Genomic DNA, 18,286 nt, shown 5'->3' with positions numbered 1-18,286 from the left:
TTAACGAGATGACAGTTTTAGAGAGGCATGGCGATTAACATCTTTATACAACAAATACCGGAAAGGCCCCGGGCCAGCGGCATAGCAGGCCTGGGGGCAGAAGGCACGCAGCCACATGAAATCCCCGGCTTCGACTTCCACCCAGTTTTGATTCAAGTGATAAACAGCCTTGCCCTCCAGCACATAAAGGCCATGTTCCATGACATGGGTTTCATCGAAGGGGATTACGCCGCCCGGCTGAAAGGTCACGATATTGACATGCATATCGTGGCGAACATCCGCCGGGTCGACAAAGCGCGTGGTCGCCCAGCGACCTTCGGTACCCGGCATTTCGATGGGAGCTATATCCTGCTCGTTGGTGACAAACGCCTTGGGCACCTCCAGTCCTTCGACAAACTCATACGCCTTACGCACCCAATGAAAGCGCACTGGTTCAAGGCTTTCATTGCGCACCTGCCAATGGCTGCCCGGCGGGATAAATGCATAGCCACCGGGACGCATGGTGTGGCGCTCGCCTGCCAGCGTCAGGGTTAACTCGCCGTCGACAACAAACAGCACACCCTCGGCCTGAGGGTCCAACTCCGGCTTATCGCTGCCACCTTCCGGCTGCACTTCCATGATGTATTGGGAGAACGTCTCGGCAAATCCTGACAATGGGCGCGCCAGCACCCACAGCCGGGTGCCTTCCCAGAACGGCAGGTTACTGGTGACGATATCGCGCATGACGCCTTTGGGAATCAGCGCATAAGCCTCGGTAAATACCGCCCGGTCGGCGGTGATCTGGGTTTGCGGCGGGTGCCCGCCGGTGGGCGCGTAGTAGGTAGGAGAAGGCGTTTCAGGCATTTTATCCTCATCAGCTAGCGATATGTCATGGGCTGCGCCAGCCAGCGCAGCATTGTTATGTATGCGTCCTTGTATACGATATTACGCTAGAGGACCGCCGATATGAACTGCTTCAATTCAGCCGTTTGAGGCGCGGCAAACAGCTCGCCAGGTGCTCCTTCTTCGTGGATGCGTCCCTCATGCATAAACACCACGCGGTCGGCCACGTCCCGGGCAAAGCTCATTTCGTGGGTGACCAGAATCAGCGTCATGCCCTCGGCCGCCAGCGTTTCCAGCACACGCAGCACCTCGCCGACCAGTTCCGGGTCAAGCGCCGAGGTCACCTCGTCGCATAGCATCACCTTGGGGCGCATGGCGAGCGCCCGGGCAATGGCAACGCGCTGCTGCTGACCACCGGAAAGCTGAGCCGGGTAAGCATCGTATTTATCTGAGAGGCCGACTTTCTCAAGCACTTCATGAGCGATTTTTTCAACGTCAACCTTACCCTCGCCGCGCACCACGATGGGCGCCAGGCAGACGTTTTCACCCACGGTCTTATGGGGAAACAGGTTGAAGCTCTGGAACACCATGCCGACATTTTCACTCAGTTCCTTGGGCGACATGGAAGCCGCATCAAGCTTTTTATCGGCAATGGTGATCTCGCCGCTGTCGTGTTTTTCGAGCTGATTCAGGCAGCGCAGCAGGGTGCTTTTACCCGAGCCGCTGCGGCCAATAATGGCGACGACTTCGCCTTGCGCAACCGAAAGGTTAATGCCTTTCAACACTTCCAGGTCGCCAAAGGCTTTATGAACGTTATCAACGCAGACCAGCGTCATAGAGCTTTTTCTCCAGATAGCGCGCATAGCAGGAAAGCGGGTAGCACAGCGCGAAGTAAAGAAGGGCCACAAGGGCAAAGATGGTGAAGGGTTCAAAGGTGGCGTTGTTGAGCATGGTGCCGGCCTTGGTCAGCTCGACAAAACCGATGATGGACGCCAGTGCCGTGCCTTTGATGACCTGCACCGAGAACCCCACCGTGGGCGGAATGGACAGGCGCAGCGCCTGGGGCAGAATCACATGCCGCATGGTCTGAAAATAGTTCATCCCCAGCACTTGCGATGCATGCCACTGCCCTTTGGCCACCGCCTCCAGGCACCCCCGCCAGATGTCACAAAGAAAGGCGCTGGTGAATAGCGTGAGCGCAATGGAGGCCGCAAGCCAAGCTGAAATTTGATGGCCCATGGCGGCGGCACCAAAAAAGATCAGGAATAGCTGCATCAGCAGCGGCGTGCCCTGGAAAAGATCAACGTAGAGTGACGTTAAACGCTGCAGCCAGCGGTTGCTGGAAAGGCGCATAAAGGTCAACAGCAGCCCTACCGTCGCCCCACCCACAAAGGCAATCAGCGACAGCACTACCGTCCAGCGCGCCGCCATCAACAGGTTGCGCAGAATGTCCCAGAAAGTGAACTCGATCATCGTTGCTCTCCTTGCTGATAGGCGAATAGGCGTTTGCCCACCAGCATAAAGCTGCGCCGCATACCAAAGGCGAGAAGCAGATAAACCAGCGTGATCAGCAGGTAGACCTCAAAGCTGCGAAAATTTCGCGACTGGATAAAGTTGGCCGCGTAGGTCAGATCAAACACCGAAATCTGTGACACCACCGCCGACCCCAGCATGACGATAATCGACTGGCTGATAAGTGCGGGGTAAACCCGCGCAAAAGCAGGCACCAGCACGACATGGCGATAGTTTTGCAATGTGGTCATGCCCAACGCCCGCCCGGCCTCCAGTTGCCCTTTCGCCGTCGCACCGATACCGGCACGGAGTATCTCGGCGCTGTAGGCAGCCAGGTTGAGCGTCATGGCAATAAAGGCCGCGGTAATGGCATCGATTTTGATGCCGAGCCCAGGTAGCCCAAAAAAGATAAAAAACAGTTGCACGATAAAGGGAGTGTTACGGGTCAATTCGACGTAACCGCCGAGCCCCCAACGCACCCATGGCTGCGCATTCGCGCGTAGATAAGCCACGGCCACCGCCAGCGCAAGCCCCGTCAAGGTGGTCACCACGGTCAGGATGACCGTGGTGGTAAGGCCTTTCAGAAGCTCACTGACGTAGGGCAACAGGGTAAGGAAATCGAGTGTTGGCCCCATGATGAACCTCAGCTACCGAAGTTTTCAGGCAGGTCGGCACTGAACCAGCGCTGGGACATCTCGTTTAAGGTGCCGTCTTCAAGCGCCTGGGCGATCAGGCGGTTAACCTCTTTCATCAGCGCAGGCTCATTTTTATTCATGCCCACGTAGCAGGGTGAATCTTTCAACTGATACACCAGCGAGGGCGCCCGGTCGCTATTACGCTCGGCGATCTCGGCCGCTACCACGTTACCGGTGGCAACATAATCGACCTGCCCGGAAAGAAACGCGGAAATGGTGGTGGCGTTATCTTCAAAGCGCTGCACCGTGGTGGAGTCTGGTGCAATCTCGGAAAGCTCCATATCTTCCACGGCACCACGGGTTACACCGATGGTTTTATCGGCCAAGCCTTCCGGGCTCTCCACGCTTTCATCTTCATCGGCGCTGAACACACCCAAAAAGAACGGCGCATAGGCGTCTGAAAAATCAATCGCCGCTTCGCGCTCAGGGTTCTTACCCAGGCTGGAAATCACCAGATCCGCCTGGCCGGTCTGCAAATAGGGAATCCGGTTGGCGCTCGTCACGGTAATCAATTCAAGCTCCACGCCCATCTCGTCGGCGAGGTAGTTGGCCATATCAATGTCGTAGCCACGGGGTTCCAGGTCGGTACCCACCGAGCCGAACGGCGGAAAATCCTGCGGCACGGCAATGCGAACGGTGCCTCGGGATTCGATGTCCTCAAGGGCATCCGCCTGAACGTCTGGGCTTGTCGCGACAGCCCCCAGGGCAACAGCGGCACTCAAGCCCGTTGCTAAAAGACCGGACTGCAACCGCTTGAAGCGGCCATTAAAGGCGTGGTTGAAACGCTGCGATAACAATTTCATAGGACTCTCCTGGCAGGGACGCGTTTTATTAAGGAATGCTTTGTATGTAATAAGCCGAAGCGGCAATTCATGTAAGGCTAATGAAAGCTTTGTTTCATACAGCAGATACAAGAAACTTTCGTTTCACCTACTCACATAAAAGCAATGGCGATGCCAGAAGTCGCTAACCGCATTTATAACAGCACTTTATTGAAACCACGGGCGATGGTGCAGCGGTCGCTGCGCCAGAAAGGAAGGAGGTGTGCATGGTGTTGGTGCGGTTTCAAACCAACAAAAGAACGATATGCACTACGACAGGGTGGAAGTCTACTGGGCGTTCCAATCAACACTCATGATGGGTGATTCCAGTTCGCTGAGGTCAGCGTAACTATCGCTGATCGCACTGATCCGCTTTCGACCTTCACCAAGGCGCCGGTGCAATACGCCGTTGGCCAGCAGGCAGATCAGGCTATTGGCGGTGGCGTAGCTATCAAACGCCGAGAGGCTTTCCAGCGGCGCTTCCATCAGCCAGTCGACCTGGGAGACAAAATTTACCGCGGTAGGGTCGGCGATCAGCGCCACCTCGGCTGGCGAGTGCTCGAGGGCATTCACCAGCGCGGCAAATGCTGCCGGGCGGCGGCGAAAACCAAACAGTACCACCACATCCTGCTCGTTGAGATCGACAATCTCTTCAGCCAACGATTGGTTGGGCTGGGGTACCACACGCACCTGGGAGCGTGCCTGAATCAACTGCTGGCGAAAATGCAGCGCCAAGGGATAGCTGTTACGAAACCCGATCACGACCACATGACGTGCGCTAGCCAGGCGCTCTACCAGCGCGGTAAATTGATCCGCCGCGATGCCATTCAGGCAGCGCTGCAGATTATCCTGCTCGCGCTGCAAGTGACGCTGGAACGGCGCGCCCGCCTCACCCTGCATGGCGTTGGCATCGATCACCAAGGGCACCCCCAGGTTGCGCAGTTGACGGGCGTGGTCTTTAACCGAGCGATAGCTTTCGAACCCCAATCGCTTGAACAGTCGGCTGACAGTCGATTTGGAGACCCCGGTCAAGCGCGCCAAATCGGCAGCGCTGTATACCGCAAGATCATCAAAGTGATCGAGGATAAAGCTCGCCACGCGCTGTTCCTGGGCACTTAGCGCGTCAAACTGGGCGGTAATCCGCTGTCCGATATGCGGCGTCATAATATCCTTTTAGCTGCTTGATTAACGCGTTGATGGCGGGTGGTGCTCCGCCCAATGGCGGGCGATATCGACCCGCCGGGTCACCCAAACGCGGTCGTGGGTTTCGATGTAATCCAAAAAGCGCTGCAGGGCACGAAAACGCCCTGGACGCCCCAATAAACGGCAATGCATGCCCACCGAAAGCATCTTGGGCGCCTCCTCCCCTTCCGCGTAGAGCACATCGAACGCATCGCGCAGGTAGGTAAAGAAGTGATCCGCGGTATTAAAACCTTGCGGCGCGGCAAAGCGCATGTCGTTACTGTCCAGCGTATAAGGCACGATCAGATGATGATGATCACCGCCCTGACTATCGGTTACCTGCGTCCAGAAAGGCAAGTCGTCGCCGTAATAATCACTATCGTAAAGGAAGCCGCCTTCATCCAGCACCAGGCGCCGGGTATTGGGGCTATCGCGGCCGGTGTACCAGCCCAGCGGCTTCTCTCCATACAGGCGTGTAAAGATATCCATGGCGTTTTGCAGGTGTTCGCGCTCGATATGTTCGGGGACTTCCTGATAGTGAATCCAGCGATAGCCGTGGCAGGCAATTTCATGGCCCAACTCCTTGAAGGCCAGGGCGGCCTCGGGGTTGCGCTCCAGCGCCATGGCCACGCCAAACACCGTCAGCGGCAAATCACGCTTCTCGAACTCGCGCAGAATGCGCCACACCCCGGCTCGGGAGCCGTATTCATAAATCGACTCCATGCTCAGATGGCGGTCTGGATAGGACGGTGCGCCGATGATTTCTGACAGGAACTGCTCGGAACCTGAGTCGCCATGCAGCACGCAGTTCTCGCCACCCTCCTCGTAGTTAAGCACGAACTGCACCGCTATTTTAGCGTTGCCGGGCCAGTTGGCATGGGGCGGGGTGCGTCCGTAACCGATCAAGTCGCGGGGGTAATGGCGCTGTGTCATAGACGGCTCCTTAGATGAATCCTGGCATGCGTCGACATAACATGATCATTCGCAACGCATTATTAGCTTGTATACAAAATAGCCTGATCAAACCTTAACCGCAACGCACGACAAAGCGAATAGGTTGAGACAGGGGATGTTTCACTACCAATAAAGCAGCGAACAGCGCAAAAGTTGATCAATTGGTCAACTAACAACTTGACATTTGACGCAGTCTCGCACTTGCGGTGGGCGAAAAATCGCCCTATTTTGTATACAAGAAAAGATAAATTGTTTACCTGAAACGAACGTATTGTGACCAAGAGGAGAATCGGGTGGCCCATATACGCCTTATCAACCCCAATACCACGGCCTCAATGACCGCCTCGATTTATCGTGCCGCCAACGACTATGCCGCCGCAGGCACGCAGGTCAGTGCCTGTCAGCCGGAAGCTGGCCCAGTGTCGATTGAAAGCCATTTCGATGAGGCAATCAGCGCCGTCGGCGTCGCACAGGAAGTCATCAAGGGCGAGCAGGAAGGCAACATCGATGCCTATGTCGTGGCCTGTTTCGGTGACCCTGGGTTGCTCGCTGCCCGTGAGCTGACCCGCGCCCCGGTGGTGGGCATTGCCGAAGCCGCCTTTCACATGGCGACGCTGATCAGCACGCGGTTTTCGATTGTCACCACGCTTGGCCGCACCGGCATCATTGCCGAACACCTGCTGGAACAGTACGGCTTTCGACAGCACTGTCGACGCATTCGCGCCGCCGAAATCCCGGTTCTGGACCTTGAACACCACCCCGAAGTCGCCTACCAGCGCATTGTGCAAGAATGCTGCCGAGCCCGCGACGAAGATGGTATTGGCGCCATTGTGCTGGGCTGCGGCGGCATGGCCAACCTCACCCAGGAAATTAGCCGTGAGGTAGGCCTGCCCGTTGTCGAGGGTGTCAGCGCTGGGCTCAAGCTTGCCGAATCCTTGGTGGGGCTGGGGCTCTTTACCAGCAAGCACGGCGACCTGGCTTACCCGCGGCCCAAACCGTTTACCGGTCAGTTTGCCGATTTTTCAAACCTGACACTGCCGCCCGGAGGCTAACCCACAAGACACCATCACGATGCCAGCCAATAACAATGACCGCATCAAAAACACACGCCAGCCGCAAGCATCCCCAGCACCGCTGAGGGTCAACAACAGCCATCTTGCGAGGTTCACACCATGAGTGCATCACCATCGGGTCTGACGTCGGACGACCCAGCGACCGTTACACCCAGCGACGGCCAGAAAAGCATAGGCGACGAATCGCTCGCGCCACAAAGTACGCGAATAATGGGGCGCGCCTCTTATTTTCTTGCCTGGTTTGGCGGCTGCGTGTCCATTGGCACCTTTGCCATGGGTTCGAGTGTGGTCGGCACGCTCAATCTGATTCAGGCGACGCTGGCGATCGCCATTGGCTGCTTTGTGATTGGCATTGCCTTGGCGCTCAACGGCGCCGCTGGCTATAAATACGGCATTCCCTTCATGGTCCAGGCCCGCAGCGCCTTTGGCTTTGCGGGCACCCGGCTGCCAGGGCTGGTTCGCGCGGTACCGGCGATCGTGTGGTACGGGTTTCAAAGCTGGATCGGCGCCGGTGCGCTGAACATGGTGTCAGCGACGCTGTTTGGCTTTGATAATCTGGTGTTCTACTTCATTACCTTCCAGCTGCTGCAAATCGCTCTTTCGGTGACCGGTTTTCAGGGCATCAAGTGGCTGGAAAATCTGGGTAGCGGGTTTATTCTCCTGTCACTGGTCTACATGTTTGTAGCTACCATTCAGCGCTACGGCGATGAACTGTCGGCAAACCTGCTGACCATGGAAGGTTCCTGGGGCATGCCGTTCTGGGGCGCAACCATGCTGTTTCTGGGCATCTACAGCACCATGATGCTCAACGTCAGCGACTACTCTCGGGAGCATAAAACCGGCTCGGGGCCGGGCCTGCTGACCACGCTGTATGCCATGTCGATTCTGCCCTGCACGCTGTTCATGGGCCTGATTGGTTTTATGGTCTCGGAAGCCACCGGCACCGCCGACCCCATCCAGGTCTTCGCCAACGCCGTGGATAACACCCCGCTGCTGATGACCACGCTACTGTTCATCGCCTTTGCGCAGGTAACGACCAACGTTCTGAATAACGTCGTTCCGCCCACCTACGTCCTGATGGATATCTTTAAGCTCAAGTTCCCCGTGGCCACCGTGATCGTCGGACTGCTGGCGTTCGCGACCTTTCCCTGGAAGCTGGTGCAGCCGGGATCGGCAGAAGGGTTGCAGCTTTTCGTGCAAACCTACTCTGCCTTTCTCGGCCCGATCTTCGCCATTCTGGTGGTGGATTATTACGTGATTCGTCGTCGCACGCTGGATCTGGACAAGCTTTACGACGCCAGCGGCCCATACCGGGGTGTTAATGCGGCGGCCTTGATCGCCACCGCCGTGGGCATTGTGGCGGCGCTGCTGTTCTCAGCCGTTTCCTGGTACGCCAGCCTGATTCCCGCCGGGCTGACCTACTTCCTGTTGATGAAGCACTGGCCCGCCTGCCAGCGTTTTAACTCGTAAATCCACTCGCCACTACAAGAGCTAATGCCATGAACAAGCGTAACGACGTCGGCGATCTGGATATCAAGCATATCGATCCCACGCTGTATAACGAGGACCTCGCGCCACTGAAACCCCAGGACCGCAACTGGGGAGCGTTCGAGATATTCAACGTCTGGTCCAACGACATCCAGAGCCTTTTTGGCTATACCCTGGCCGCTTCGCTATTTTTGACTTACGGCCTCAATGGCTGGGCCGTCATGGCCGCCATCATCCTGGCGGGCGTGATCGTGATGTTTCTGGTCAACCTGACCGGCAAGCCCAGCGTCAAGTACGGCATTCCCTTTCCGGTGATGGTACGCGCCAGCATGGGCGTGCGTGGGGCCAACCTGCCCGCGATGCTGCGGGCGATTGTGGGGATTTTCTGGTACGGCGTGCAGACCTACTTTGCCTCGACCGCCATGACGCTGCTGCTGGCAGCGCTGTTCGGTGGCGGTGACGGCGCCACTTTCCTGGGATTATCCAGCTTAGCGTGGATATCGTTCATCATCGTCTGGCTGTTCCAGATCGCGATCTTCTGGGCGGGCATCGAGCGTATCAAGCACTTCCTCAACTGGGCAGGGCCGCTGGTTTACCTGGTCATGATCGCGCTCATGGTCATCGTATGGGTCAAGGCTGGCAGCGAATTATTGCCTGCGATTGACACGATTTTCAGCGGCGGCGAAGCCGATACCACCACGCATCCAGTTGGTGCCTTCATGGCCATTGTGGGCACCATGGTGGCCTACTTCGCGGCAGTGGTGATCAACTTCGGCGACTTTACCCGCTTTGTGAAAACCGAACGCCAGATGAAGCTGGGCAACCTGCTGGGCTTGCCACTTAACGTCGCGTTCTTCTCGTTTATCGCGCTGATCATCACGGCGGGCACGCTGGTCTTGTTCGGCGAGGCGTTGACCAACCCTTCCGACATTGTCGAACGTGTGGATAATCTGGCGTTGACGATCGTGGCCGCCCTGACCTTCTTCGCCGCCACCGTGGGCATCAACCTGGTGGCGAACTTTATTCCGCCCGCCTACGACCTCGCCAACCTCTTCCCCAGCAAGGTGAGCTTTAAACTGGGTGGCCTGATCACGGCAATCATCGCGTTTTTTGTTGGCGCGCTGTGGGTCTCGGTCATCAGCCAGATTGGCGTACCTGGGTTTGTGAATGCGGTGGGGGCCATCGTGGCCCCTTTCTACGGCATCATCGTGGTCGACTACTACCTGATCAAGCGCCAGCATTTGAATATGCAGGAGCTGTTTTCCTCCGACGCCAACGGTGCCTACTATTACACCAACGGCTGGAATACCCGTGCACTGATCGCCTTTGGCGTGGCAGCACTGTTCTCGATTTCCACTGTGCTGGTACCGGCGCTGGCAAGCCTGAATGGCTACGGCTGGTTAATGGGCGCGGGCCTCGGCGGGCTTTTCTACTACGGTTTGATGCGGCAGTTTAAGGTAGAGCCTACTCTTGCTGAGCAGAAGACAAGCTGAAATGAATTAGCCGGTGCTAGCGGCTAATGATTCTAAACGCCATCGGTTCAACGCCGATGGCGTTTTTTATATGTCGTTCTAAACCGGTCATTATGAAGCTCGTTAGTAGCCTCACATGGCAATTCATTTCGCGGTATTGAAGCCCAGTGTAATGAGCTTTTTTCAATCTACAGCGCATATTTTTCTGTCGGGCTGGTATTGCAATACCAATTAAGTGCAAGCCCCCTTAACCCCCAAAAATCTGCTGCAAATCGGGCACGTTCTCTTCCTCTTCGACCATCGAGAGCGAGGCTTCAATAGCTTTCAGATGACGGCTCATAAACGCGCTTGCGCGCTCGCCATTGCCGGTTTCCAGATAGCCGACCAGGTCGTCGTGGTCGTGGGATTCACAACCTAAGTGGCCGGGATGGCCATAGACGGCCAAGATCAGCGATGAACGTGAACACAGGCTTTCCACGAAGGCTGCCAGTGTCGCATTGCCGGAAAGCTGCGCTATGCGAACATGAAAATCCGCTGACAGGCGTATCGCCACGCTCTGCTCGCCGTTGCGCAACGCCTGTCGCTCGCGCTTGGCCATGTCGCGTAGTTCCGCTGCTTCTTTGTCGCCCATGCGCCGAGCCACGTCGGGCATTAACCCGCATTCGATCAACTGGCGCGCATCAAACACATCCTTGGCTTCGTCGGCGGTGGGCCGGGTAACGCTGGCCCCACGGCGCGGTGTCAGGGTCACCAGTTGCTCCAGCGCCAGGCGCTGCAATATCTTGCGGATCCCGGTGCGGCTGATGCCGAACACATCGGCCAAGGCATCTTCACGCAGCCGTGCGCCGGGCTTAAGCCGCTGTTCAACAATCGCGTCGCTCACCGCGCGATAAATCGCCTCGTGGCGTTCATCGCCTTCCGCTTTCGACGCCGATCGCTTAACCGCCTGCGCATCACTCATCGACTCTCCTCATTGATCATTCGTCCCAGGCGGCGATGGTATCGCGTTCTTCATCGCTCATCTCGGTCATGTTACCTAACGGCATGTAGCGACTCTCGACCACCTGCTGTATGACCGCTTTGTGGGCCAGGATGTCGTCCCAGTCGTCGAACGCATAGTCGGCCGGTGGCGCGGAGAAACCCGCATGTTCAGGATTGCTTGCGTGGCACTGCACGCAGTGCTCCTCGATCAGCCCCGCTATCTGATTGTCGCCGACATCGCTGGCCTGGGTGTCGCGATCTGATGGGTCAGCGGTTTGCGAATCCGGTGCCGCTACCCAAAACGCCAGGATGACCAGCACCACGCCAGCCGCCGGGTAGCCCCACTGCCGCTTGCCCGCGTGCAGTAGCACAAAAAACTGGCGGATAACAGCGCCTGCAAAGATCAGCAGCGACATCGCTACCCACGCCAGCTCGTGGGAGTAAAGAAACGAGTAGTGGTTGCTGACCATCAGCAGTACCACGGGCAAGGTGAAGTAGGTGTTATGCACTGAGCGCTGCTTGCCGCGCTTGCCATCCAGAGGGTTGGGCGCATCGCCTGCTTTCATGGCCTTCACCATGCGCCGCTGGCCGGGGATAATCCAGAAGAACACATTCGCGGACATGGCGGTGGCCATCACGGCCCCGGTGAGCAGGAAGGCTGCCCGCCCGCCAAACAGCTGGGTGCTTAAATAGGCAACCACCACCATCATGACCGCCACAGCGATACTCAACAGGCCGTCGCGCTGCATGGTGGGGCTGATGCGTTTGCACAGCTGGTTGTAAACCACCCAGCCGCCGAGCAGGAACAGTAACGCCAGCAGGTTGGCCTGCCAGCCTGACATGTTGGCCGCCCACTGCCACGGGCTATCCGGGTTTATCAGGTAGAAGCCAGGGTTGACCATGTAGAGGATGACGAACAGGGCAAAGCCGGAAAGCCAGGTAGTGTAGGCTTTCCAGAACGACCAGTGCAGGTCGTTGGGCAGTTTGTCGGGGGCCGTGGTGTACTTCTGGTTATGATAGAAGCCGCCGCCATGGACGGCCCACATCTCGCCAAAAATCCCCTTCTGGCGGTCCGCTTCGGCCTTTGGCGTACGCAGGCTGTTATCCAGCATCACGAAATAGATGGACTCACCGATCCAGGCGATGGCCGCAATTACATGCAGCCACCGCAGCAGCAGGTTAACCGCGTCTATCAAATACGTTTGCATCACTGGCCTCCGCCATCAGCTGCCACGATAGGTCGAGTACCCATAGGGCGAGAGCAATAGCGGTACGTGGTAGTGCTGCTCGGCATCCGCCACGCCGAAGCGGATGGGAATGACATCCAGGAAGCGCGGTTCAGCGGCGTCGACGTTCTTGGCGCGTAGGTAGTCGCCGGCATGGAAGCACAGCTCGTACTCGCCGGGTGTAAAAGCATCGCCTTCGAGAAGCGGTGTATCACAGCGGCCATCCTGGTTGGTGATCACGGTGTGCAGATGCTGCCGCTCGCTGCCGTTTAGTCGCAGTATATCGATGGCAATGCCCTGGCCGGGGCACCCGAGTGCGGTATCCAGCACGTGAGTCGTCAGATATCCCATGGTGGCTCCTTATTGCTTTTGTGTATCGCGGGTTCAGCGTCGCGTGTCGATGGCTTTAGAGTACCGTTAGCTTGTTTTATTGTATACATTGAGCCATCACACACTCAGCCTAGCCCGGAGCGCCCCATGCCCTCACCCGCCGCCGACTTATGCCTTCAACCCTGCCCGAGTGAGCTATCCCTTGACGCCTTTATCGAGCATTACGGCGATATCTACGAGCACTCTCCCTGGGTCGCTCAGGAAGCCTGGGAAACCGGCTTGACCTCGGCACATGACCACCCGGATGCCCTGGCTGACGCAATGGGCCTTCAACTCCAGCAGGCGAGCAGCGAAAAACAGATACGCGTTATTCAGGCGCACCCCGACCTCGCTGGCAAAGCCGCAATGGCAGGCAGATTGACCCAGGACTCTACCAGTGAACAGGCAGGGGCCGGGCTTGACCAATGCACGCCTGAAGAGTTTGCCCGCTTCGAGCAGCTTAACGCCGACTACAAGGAAAGATTCGGTTTTCCTTTTGTGATCGCCGTGAAAGGGCTGGACCGGTTCGCCATTTTGGAGGCATTCGCCAAGCGCCTCGAGAACGACGCAATGACAGAGCGCAAAACCGCCATCGAACAGATCATCCGCATCGCTAGGCTACGTCTTCGCGCACGGGCCGCGGAACAACAGCAATAGGTTTGGCGGCCTACCAACCGCTTGTATACAGCACCCAGCAAAAAAACTGCGCTCTAAAAAGAGCGCAGTCATTAACCAAGGCGATTAAACGATAGTGACCAGGCTTACTGCTTGGCCGTCTCTACCGCTTTCTTGGTGGTATCTTCGGCCATTTTCTGGCTGTCTTTGATGAAGCTCTGGCTGATGGAAGTGACTTTTTCGCCATCACCCTTCATGCGCTCCATCAGGTCGCTGGTAGCTTTCTGCTGGCTTTCCATTGCCTTCTTGAAGCTGTCGGCATCTTTCACGTCCAGCCAGGTGCGAGCCTGGGCAATGCTCAGATCCGAGTAGGCACGAACAGCGTCAAGCTGTGCGCTAACGATCTGATCATAGTAGTCCAGCGCTGTCAGCGTGTAAGAACGCATCGGCGATACAAAGATGGACTCGACTTGCTGGCTGGCTTTTTCGGCGGCTTTATTCATCGCGCTAACTCCTTAAAGTGAGTAACGACATAGGCGCGCCTTGGAAAGGGAATATCAGTAAGGTCAGCGCCTCTGCTACACCACACGTTAGCAGTCGATTTTGTGCAGTGCAACATAAATTTTCGACTAGGCGATATCCCGCACCGTGGCAGCCTTGCCGGCAATGCCATCGTGAACAGCCAGCATGCGCTTAAACCATTGATCCACAACGTCTTCTGCATCAACCAGCGACTCATTCGATACGGTATATGCCCACATCATGCTGCCAAATAACAGGTAATCAGCCCCCGCGGGCGAGTCGCCATCGATAAAGTCGGCGTCATTCAGTTGAGCGTAGACCGGCGCAAGCGCCTGCTTGAGTTGCGCCCGCCCCTTCTCGGGCTGGTGAAGCGATTCCAACGTGCAGCCAAAACGCGCCTCGCGGGTCTCACGGAAATAGTCGCGGTCGTCGGGATGGATCACCGCCAGCAAGTCGAGCGCGACTATCTTGAACAGTGCGGGCGTCACGCTACGTTCAACATAATGCTTGAAGAACCGCGCCCGCTGATAGCTGGCCCCTTCGCCAAAAAGCGGCGCCTGGGGGTAGGTATCGTCAAGGTAGCGCATGATATCAAAACTGTCGGTCACCACTTGCTCACCATCCACCAGTACCGGCACCTTGTCGTGATTGGCAAACGCGATAGCGTCTTTTTCGAGAAACCGCCAGGGCTGGGTGGTAAATGAGAGGCCTTTATGGGCCAGCGCCATGCGCACTCGCCAGCAGAAGGGCGAAAAACGTAGTCGCTCGTCGCGACCACACAGATCATAGAGTTTGATTGCCACCGTCATCGTCTCCTTGTTGCTGTTGGTCATAGTGGTAGGACACCTTAACCCGACAATGGCCGCAAGTCTTCCACGACGCAAGCGCCTGCGATTAGCGGTGCAGTACTGACCCTCGACAGGCTAACCCTACTGTCTATTAGTCTAATGAGTAGCGCTCGATATCTTCTTAACAATTCTCCATAAAAAATAATATAAACAGCTACTTAACGAACAACAACAAGATTACAACATGACATCAGGACTGATCGTTATTGGTCATACCAATTTTCCACCAGTAGTCATCGTATCGGTAGCGCCGTATCTTTCGTTCTGACATCTAATGCCTTAAATACGGCGCGTCATTATTGTGGAGCACAACGGTTAATAACAAGGAGTCGAGTTCTTCCCATGAATGAATCATTTCTTGCCCTTCTGGCATTCACACCGCTGTTGTTAGCGGGAATATTGCTCATTGGCTTTAAAATACCCGCCAAGATCGCCATGCCCATCGTCTTCCTGGCGGCGGCCATTATCGGCCTGACCGCCTGGGACATGTCTTTGTCACGGATAGTTGCTTCGACGATCCAGGGGCTGATCCAAACGGCAGGGCTGTTGTGGATTATTTTCGGCGCGATCCTGCTTCTCAATACGCTCAAGCACTCGGGCGGTATCACTGCTATTCGTAACGGCTTTTCGGGTATCAGCCCCGACCGCCGCGTCCAGGCGCTGATCGTTGCCTGGCTGTTTGGCTGCTTTATTGAAGGGGCGTCCGGCTTTGGCACCCCCGCCGCTGTAGCCGCACCGCTGATGGTCGCTCTGGGATTCCCGGCGCTGGCGGCAGTTGTGGTCGGCATGATGATCCAGTCCACGCCCGTCTCCTTTGGCGCCGTGGGCACCCCGATCGTCGTCGGCGTGGGCAGTGGTCTTGACCGTGCAGGCATCACCTCTGAACTGGAATCCGTGGGGTCAACCTGGGATATCTTCTTCCAGCAGGTAACCAGCGGTGTGGCGGTCACCCACGGTATTGTCGGCATCCTGATGCCGCTGATTCTGGTCACGATCATGGTGCGTTTCTTCGGTGCCAACAGGTCGTGGAAAGAAGGCCTGTCGATTGTGCCCTTCGCCATCTTTACGGGTATTTCATTCGTCGTTCCGTATATGCTGGTGGGCGTGTTCCTGGGGCCAGAGTTTCCGTCCATGATCGGTGCGATGGTGGGTCTCGCAATCGTCGTACCGGCAGCACGCAAAGGCTTTCTGCTGCCCAAGGACACCTGGGACTTCCCCGAGTCGACCTCATGGCCCGACGAGTGGATCGGCAACCTGCAGATCAAGCTTGAAGACGTTGTCGGGCAGGCACCGATGTCGACCTTCAAGGGCTGGGTGCCTTATGTGCTGCTGGCTGTCTTCCTGGTGGCGTCGCGCACCATTGAGCCGCTGCAAGCGGCACTGACCTCGTTGAGCCTGAGCTGGTCGAATATCCTCGGCGAGGAAGGTATCAGCGGCAGTATTCAGCCGCTCTACCTGCCGGGCGGCATCATTCTGGCAGTGGTGGCCGTCACCTTCTTTATTCACCAGATGAATGCCCGCAAGATGAGCGCGGCACTATCTGAATCCACCAAAACCATTTTTGGCGCGGGCTTCGTACTGATTTTTACCGTGCCGATGGTACGAATCTTGATCAACTCAGGGGTTAACGGTGCTGATATCGCGTCCATGCCGGTGATGATGGCGCAGGCCGTTGCCAGCGGCGTGGGTGATATCTATCCGTTCTTCGCACCAGCTGTGGGTGCCATGGGCGCCTTTATTGCCGGTTCGAACACCGTGTCCAATCTGATGCTGGCCGAGTTTCAGTTCAGTGTCGCGGAAACCCTTGGCCTGTCCACCGCCATGATGGTGGCACTGCAAGCCGTTGGGGCAGCCGCCGGTAACATGATTGCGATTCACAACGTGGTCGCTGCGTCGGCAACGGTTGGGCTATTAGGCCGCGAAGGGGCTACCATTCGTAAGACGATCCTGCCGACGATCTATTACCTGGTCGCCACAGGCTTGATCGGCTTGATTGCCTTTTATGTACTGGGTGTTACCGACCCGCTTGTCGGGTCGTAATCCTCAACCCCATGACGTCGCCGGGGGAAACCTCGGCGACATTATGCAAAAGCTTTCCACCATCATCAGGATGGATTTATGGAAATCTTTTCCATAACATAGAGCCACGGACTTCCCACGCTCTCCTCATCTTCAGGAGCTATCATGAACATCCTCTTTGATGAGCGCCTCGATGGCGAACTGGTTCGCCGCGATAAAACCGAGGTGTTGACCGACCTGCAGCAGGCAGTGCCTTCGCTTACCTTACTCCACCGCGAAGAGGATCTTCGACCGTTTGAGTGCGATGGCCTGGCGGCTTACCGGATTTTGCCGATGCTGGTGGCGCTACCCGGGACCCTTGAAGAAGTGGAAGGGTTGCTCAAACGCTGCCACGCTCTCGGCGTGCCGGTGGTCACGCGCGGCGCGGGCACCGGGCTTTCCGGGGGCGCGCTGCCTCTGGAACGCGGCGTGCTGCTGGTCATGTCCCGCTTCAATCAGATTCTCAAGGTCGACCCCGAAGCGCGCCTTGCAAGGGTGCAACCCGGCGTACGCAACCTGGCGATCTCCGAAGCCGCCGCCCCCTATGGGCTTTACTACGCCCCCGACCCGTCGTCACAGATCGCCTGCTCGATTGGCGGCAATGTGGCCGAGAACGCTGGCGGCGTGCATTGCCTGAAATACGGCCTGACTGTTCACAACGTGATGCGCGTCGACATACTGACCATCGAAGGTGAACGCATGACACTGGGCGCCGAGGCGCTCGATGCGCCAGGCTTTGACCTGCTCGCGCTGATGAACGGTTCTGAAGGCATGCTCGGGGTCGTCACCGAAATCACCGTCAAGCTATTGCCCAAGCCGGAAACCGCCAAGGTCCTGATGGCCAGCTTCGACGACGTCGAGAAAGCAGGTCGCGCAGTAGGCGATATCATCGCCGCAGGCATTATTCCCGGCGGCCTGGAAATGATGGACAAGTTGGCCATCAAGGCTGCCGAGGATTTCGTCAAGGCGGGCTACCCGCTGGATGCCGAAGCCATTCTGCTGTGCGAACTCGACGGCGTGGAAGCCGATGTGGACGACGACTGCGACACCGTTCGCCGCGTGCTTATCGACGCCGGGGCCACCGACATTCAGCAGGCCCGCGATGAGGCCGAACGCGCCAAGTTCTGGGCGGGCCGCAAGAATGCCTTCCCGGCGGTTGGCCGGATGTCGCCGGATTACTACTGCATGGATGGCACTATTCCGCGACGAGAATTGCCAAGGGTGCTCAAGGGCATTGCCGCGCTGTCCGAAGAAAGCGGCCTGCTGGTGGCCAATGTGTTTCACGCCGGCGACGGCAATATGCACCCGCTGATTCTGTTCGATGCCAACAAGGAGGGCGAACTGGCGCTGGCGGAAGATGTCGGCGGCAAGATACTGGAATTGTGCGTGGCCGCTGGCGGGTCGATCACCGGCGAGCATGGCGTAGGCCGGGAAAAGATCAACCAGATGTGCAGCCAGTTCCAGCCCGACGAGCTGACCGTTTTTCATGCCTTGAAAGCGGCGTTTGACCCGCTGCGGTTGCTCAATCCGGGCAAAAATATTCCTACTCTGGCGCGCTGCGCCGAGTTCGGCGCGATGCACGTCCATAACAACGAATTACCGCATCCTGAACTGCCACGTTTCTAATGCGCCAGGTAAAGACCCTGAC

General features: G+C 57.2%; 18 protein-coding genes. 6 read left to right on the top strand and 12 right to left on the bottom strand.

Going from position 1 to position 18,286, the window contains the following annotated elements; all coding sequences use genetic code 11:
• From R3F64_RS07495 to puuE, 7 genes are all read right to left on the bottom strand, one after another.
• A complete protein-coding gene (locus R3F64_RS07495; RefSeq protein WP_332610697.1) occupies positions 1-843 on the bottom strand; it encodes a bifunctional allantoicase/(S)-ureidoglycine aminohydrolase in 843 nt (280 codons plus the stop codon).
• A gap of 86 nt (positions 844-929) precedes the next feature.
• A complete protein-coding gene (locus R3F64_RS07490) occupies positions 930-1,658 on the bottom strand; it encodes an amino acid ABC transporter ATP-binding protein (RefSeq protein WP_332610696.1) in 729 nt (242 codons plus the stop codon).
• Positions 1,639-2,295: an amino acid ABC transporter permease gene (locus tag R3F64_RS07485; RefSeq protein ID WP_332610695.1), complete on the bottom strand. Its 657-nt coding sequence runs from the start codon at positions 2,293-2,295 to the stop codon at positions 1,639-1,641. The genes R3F64_RS07490 and R3F64_RS07485 overlap by 20 nt, the downstream gene beginning before the upstream one ends.
• Positions 2,292-2,969, bottom strand: coding sequence for an amino acid ABC transporter permease (locus R3F64_RS07480; protein ID WP_264823618.1), 678 nt, complete (start codon positions 2,967-2,969; stop codon positions 2,292-2,294). Before R3F64_RS07480 ends, R3F64_RS07485 begins: the two co-directional genes overlap by 4 nt.
• An 8-nt stretch (positions 2,970-2,977) precedes the next feature.
• The gene (locus tag R3F64_RS07475) at positions 2,978-3,832 is read right to left on the bottom strand and encodes a transporter substrate-binding domain-containing protein (protein WP_085917121.1); all 855 of its coding nucleotides are present in this window, start codon (positions 3,830-3,832) and stop codon (positions 2,978-2,980) included.
• Between the two features lie 306 nt (positions 3,833-4,138).
• Entirely contained in the window at positions 4,139-5,014 is an 876-nt protein-coding gene (locus tag R3F64_RS07470; protein WP_085917120.1) for a MurR/RpiR family transcriptional regulator, read from the bottom strand.
• A gap of 21 nt (positions 5,015-5,035) precedes the next feature.
• On the bottom strand, positions 5,036-5,965 hold the full coding sequence (gene puuE / locus R3F64_RS07465; protein ID WP_085917119.1) for an allantoinase PuuE: 930 nt from the start codon (positions 5,963-5,965) through the stop codon (positions 5,036-5,038).
• A 314-nt stretch (positions 5,966-6,279) separates the two neighbouring features.
• Here puuE and R3F64_RS07460 point away from each other — a divergent pair, with 314 nt between their 5' ends.
• From R3F64_RS07460 to R3F64_RS07450, 3 genes are all read left to right on the top strand, one after another.
• Positions 6,280-7,038: an aspartate/glutamate racemase family protein gene (locus R3F64_RS07460; protein WP_264823619.1), complete on the top strand. Its 759-nt coding sequence runs from the start codon at positions 6,280-6,282 to the stop codon at positions 7,036-7,038.
• A gap of 120 nt (positions 7,039-7,158) precedes the next feature.
• Positions 7,159-8,529 carry an NCS1 family transporter gene (locus R3F64_RS07455; protein ID WP_085917118.1) on the top strand — a complete coding sequence of 457 codons (1,371 nt, stop codon included), beginning with the start codon at positions 7,159-7,161 and terminating at the stop codon, positions 8,527-8,529.
• A 29-nt stretch (positions 8,530-8,558) separates the two neighbouring features.
• Complete coding sequence (locus R3F64_RS07450) at positions 8,559-10,040, top strand: NCS1 family nucleobase:cation symporter-1 (RefSeq protein WP_264823620.1); 1,482 nt, start codon at positions 8,559-8,561, stop codon at positions 10,038-10,040.
• Between the two features lie 226 nt (positions 10,041-10,266).
• On the opposite strand, the gene R3F64_RS07445 is transcribed toward R3F64_RS07450, so the two are convergent.
• Genes R3F64_RS07445 through uraH form a run of 3 tightly spaced genes read right to left on the bottom strand, consistent with a single transcriptional unit; the run spans position 10,267 to position 12,577 of the window.
• Positions 10,267-10,980 carry a GntR family transcriptional regulator gene (locus R3F64_RS07445; RefSeq protein WP_085917116.1) on the bottom strand — a complete coding sequence of 238 codons (714 nt, stop codon included), beginning with the start codon at positions 10,978-10,980 and terminating at the stop codon, positions 10,267-10,269.
• Between the two features lie 16 nt (positions 10,981-10,996).
• On the bottom strand, positions 10,997-12,208 hold the full coding sequence (locus R3F64_RS07440; protein WP_332610688.1) for a urate hydroxylase PuuD: 1,212 nt from the start codon (positions 12,206-12,208) through the stop codon (positions 10,997-10,999).
• A gap of 15 nt (positions 12,209-12,223) precedes the next feature.
• Entirely contained in the window at positions 12,224-12,577 is a 354-nt protein-coding gene (gene uraH, locus R3F64_RS07435; RefSeq protein ID WP_268901928.1) for a hydroxyisourate hydrolase, read from the bottom strand.
• A 126-nt stretch (positions 12,578-12,703) separates the two neighbouring features.
• Here uraH and uraD point away from each other — a divergent pair, with 126 nt between their 5' ends.
• On the top strand, positions 12,704-13,252 hold the full coding sequence (uraD, locus tag R3F64_RS07430; protein ID WP_332610686.1) for a 2-oxo-4-hydroxy-4-carboxy-5-ureidoimidazoline decarboxylase: 549 nt from the start codon (positions 12,704-12,706) through the stop codon (positions 13,250-13,252).
• A gap of 104 nt (positions 13,253-13,356) precedes the next feature.
• Here the strand turns inward: uraD and R3F64_RS07425 are convergent, their stop codons facing one another.
• Together R3F64_RS07425 and R3F64_RS07420 are read right to left on the bottom strand one after the other, a co-directional pair.
• Positions 13,357-13,713, bottom strand: coding sequence for a phasin family protein (locus R3F64_RS07425; RefSeq protein ID WP_085917112.1), 357 nt, complete (start codon positions 13,711-13,713; stop codon positions 13,357-13,359).
• Positions 13,714-13,839: 126 nt separating this feature from the next.
• Complete coding sequence (locus R3F64_RS07420; protein WP_199285505.1) at positions 13,840-14,535, bottom strand: glutathione S-transferase family protein; 696 nt, start codon at positions 14,533-14,535, stop codon at positions 13,840-13,842.
• A 387-nt stretch (positions 14,536-14,922) separates the two neighbouring features.
• Between R3F64_RS07420 and R3F64_RS07415 the strand changes: the two genes are divergently transcribed.
• Together R3F64_RS07415 and glcD are read left to right on the top strand one after the other, a co-directional pair.
• A complete protein-coding gene (locus R3F64_RS07415; RefSeq protein WP_085917111.1) occupies positions 14,923-16,620 on the top strand; it encodes an L-lactate permease in 1,698 nt (565 codons plus the stop codon).
• Between the two features lie 144 nt (positions 16,621-16,764).
• Complete coding sequence (gene glcD, locus R3F64_RS07410) at positions 16,765-18,264, top strand: glycolate oxidase subunit GlcD (RefSeq protein WP_085917110.1); 1,500 nt, start codon at positions 16,765-16,767, stop codon at positions 18,262-18,264.
• Positions 18,265-18,286: the final 22 nt, after the last annotated feature.

The organism is Halomonas sp. 5021, from assembly GCF_036663435.1.
Classification (GTDB): domain Bacteria; phylum Pseudomonadota; class Gammaproteobacteria; order Pseudomonadales; family Halomonadaceae; genus Vreelandella; species Vreelandella janggokensis.
Note: the sequence above shows the minus strand (reverse complement) of the source record. Positions and strands in the feature narration are given on the sequence as shown.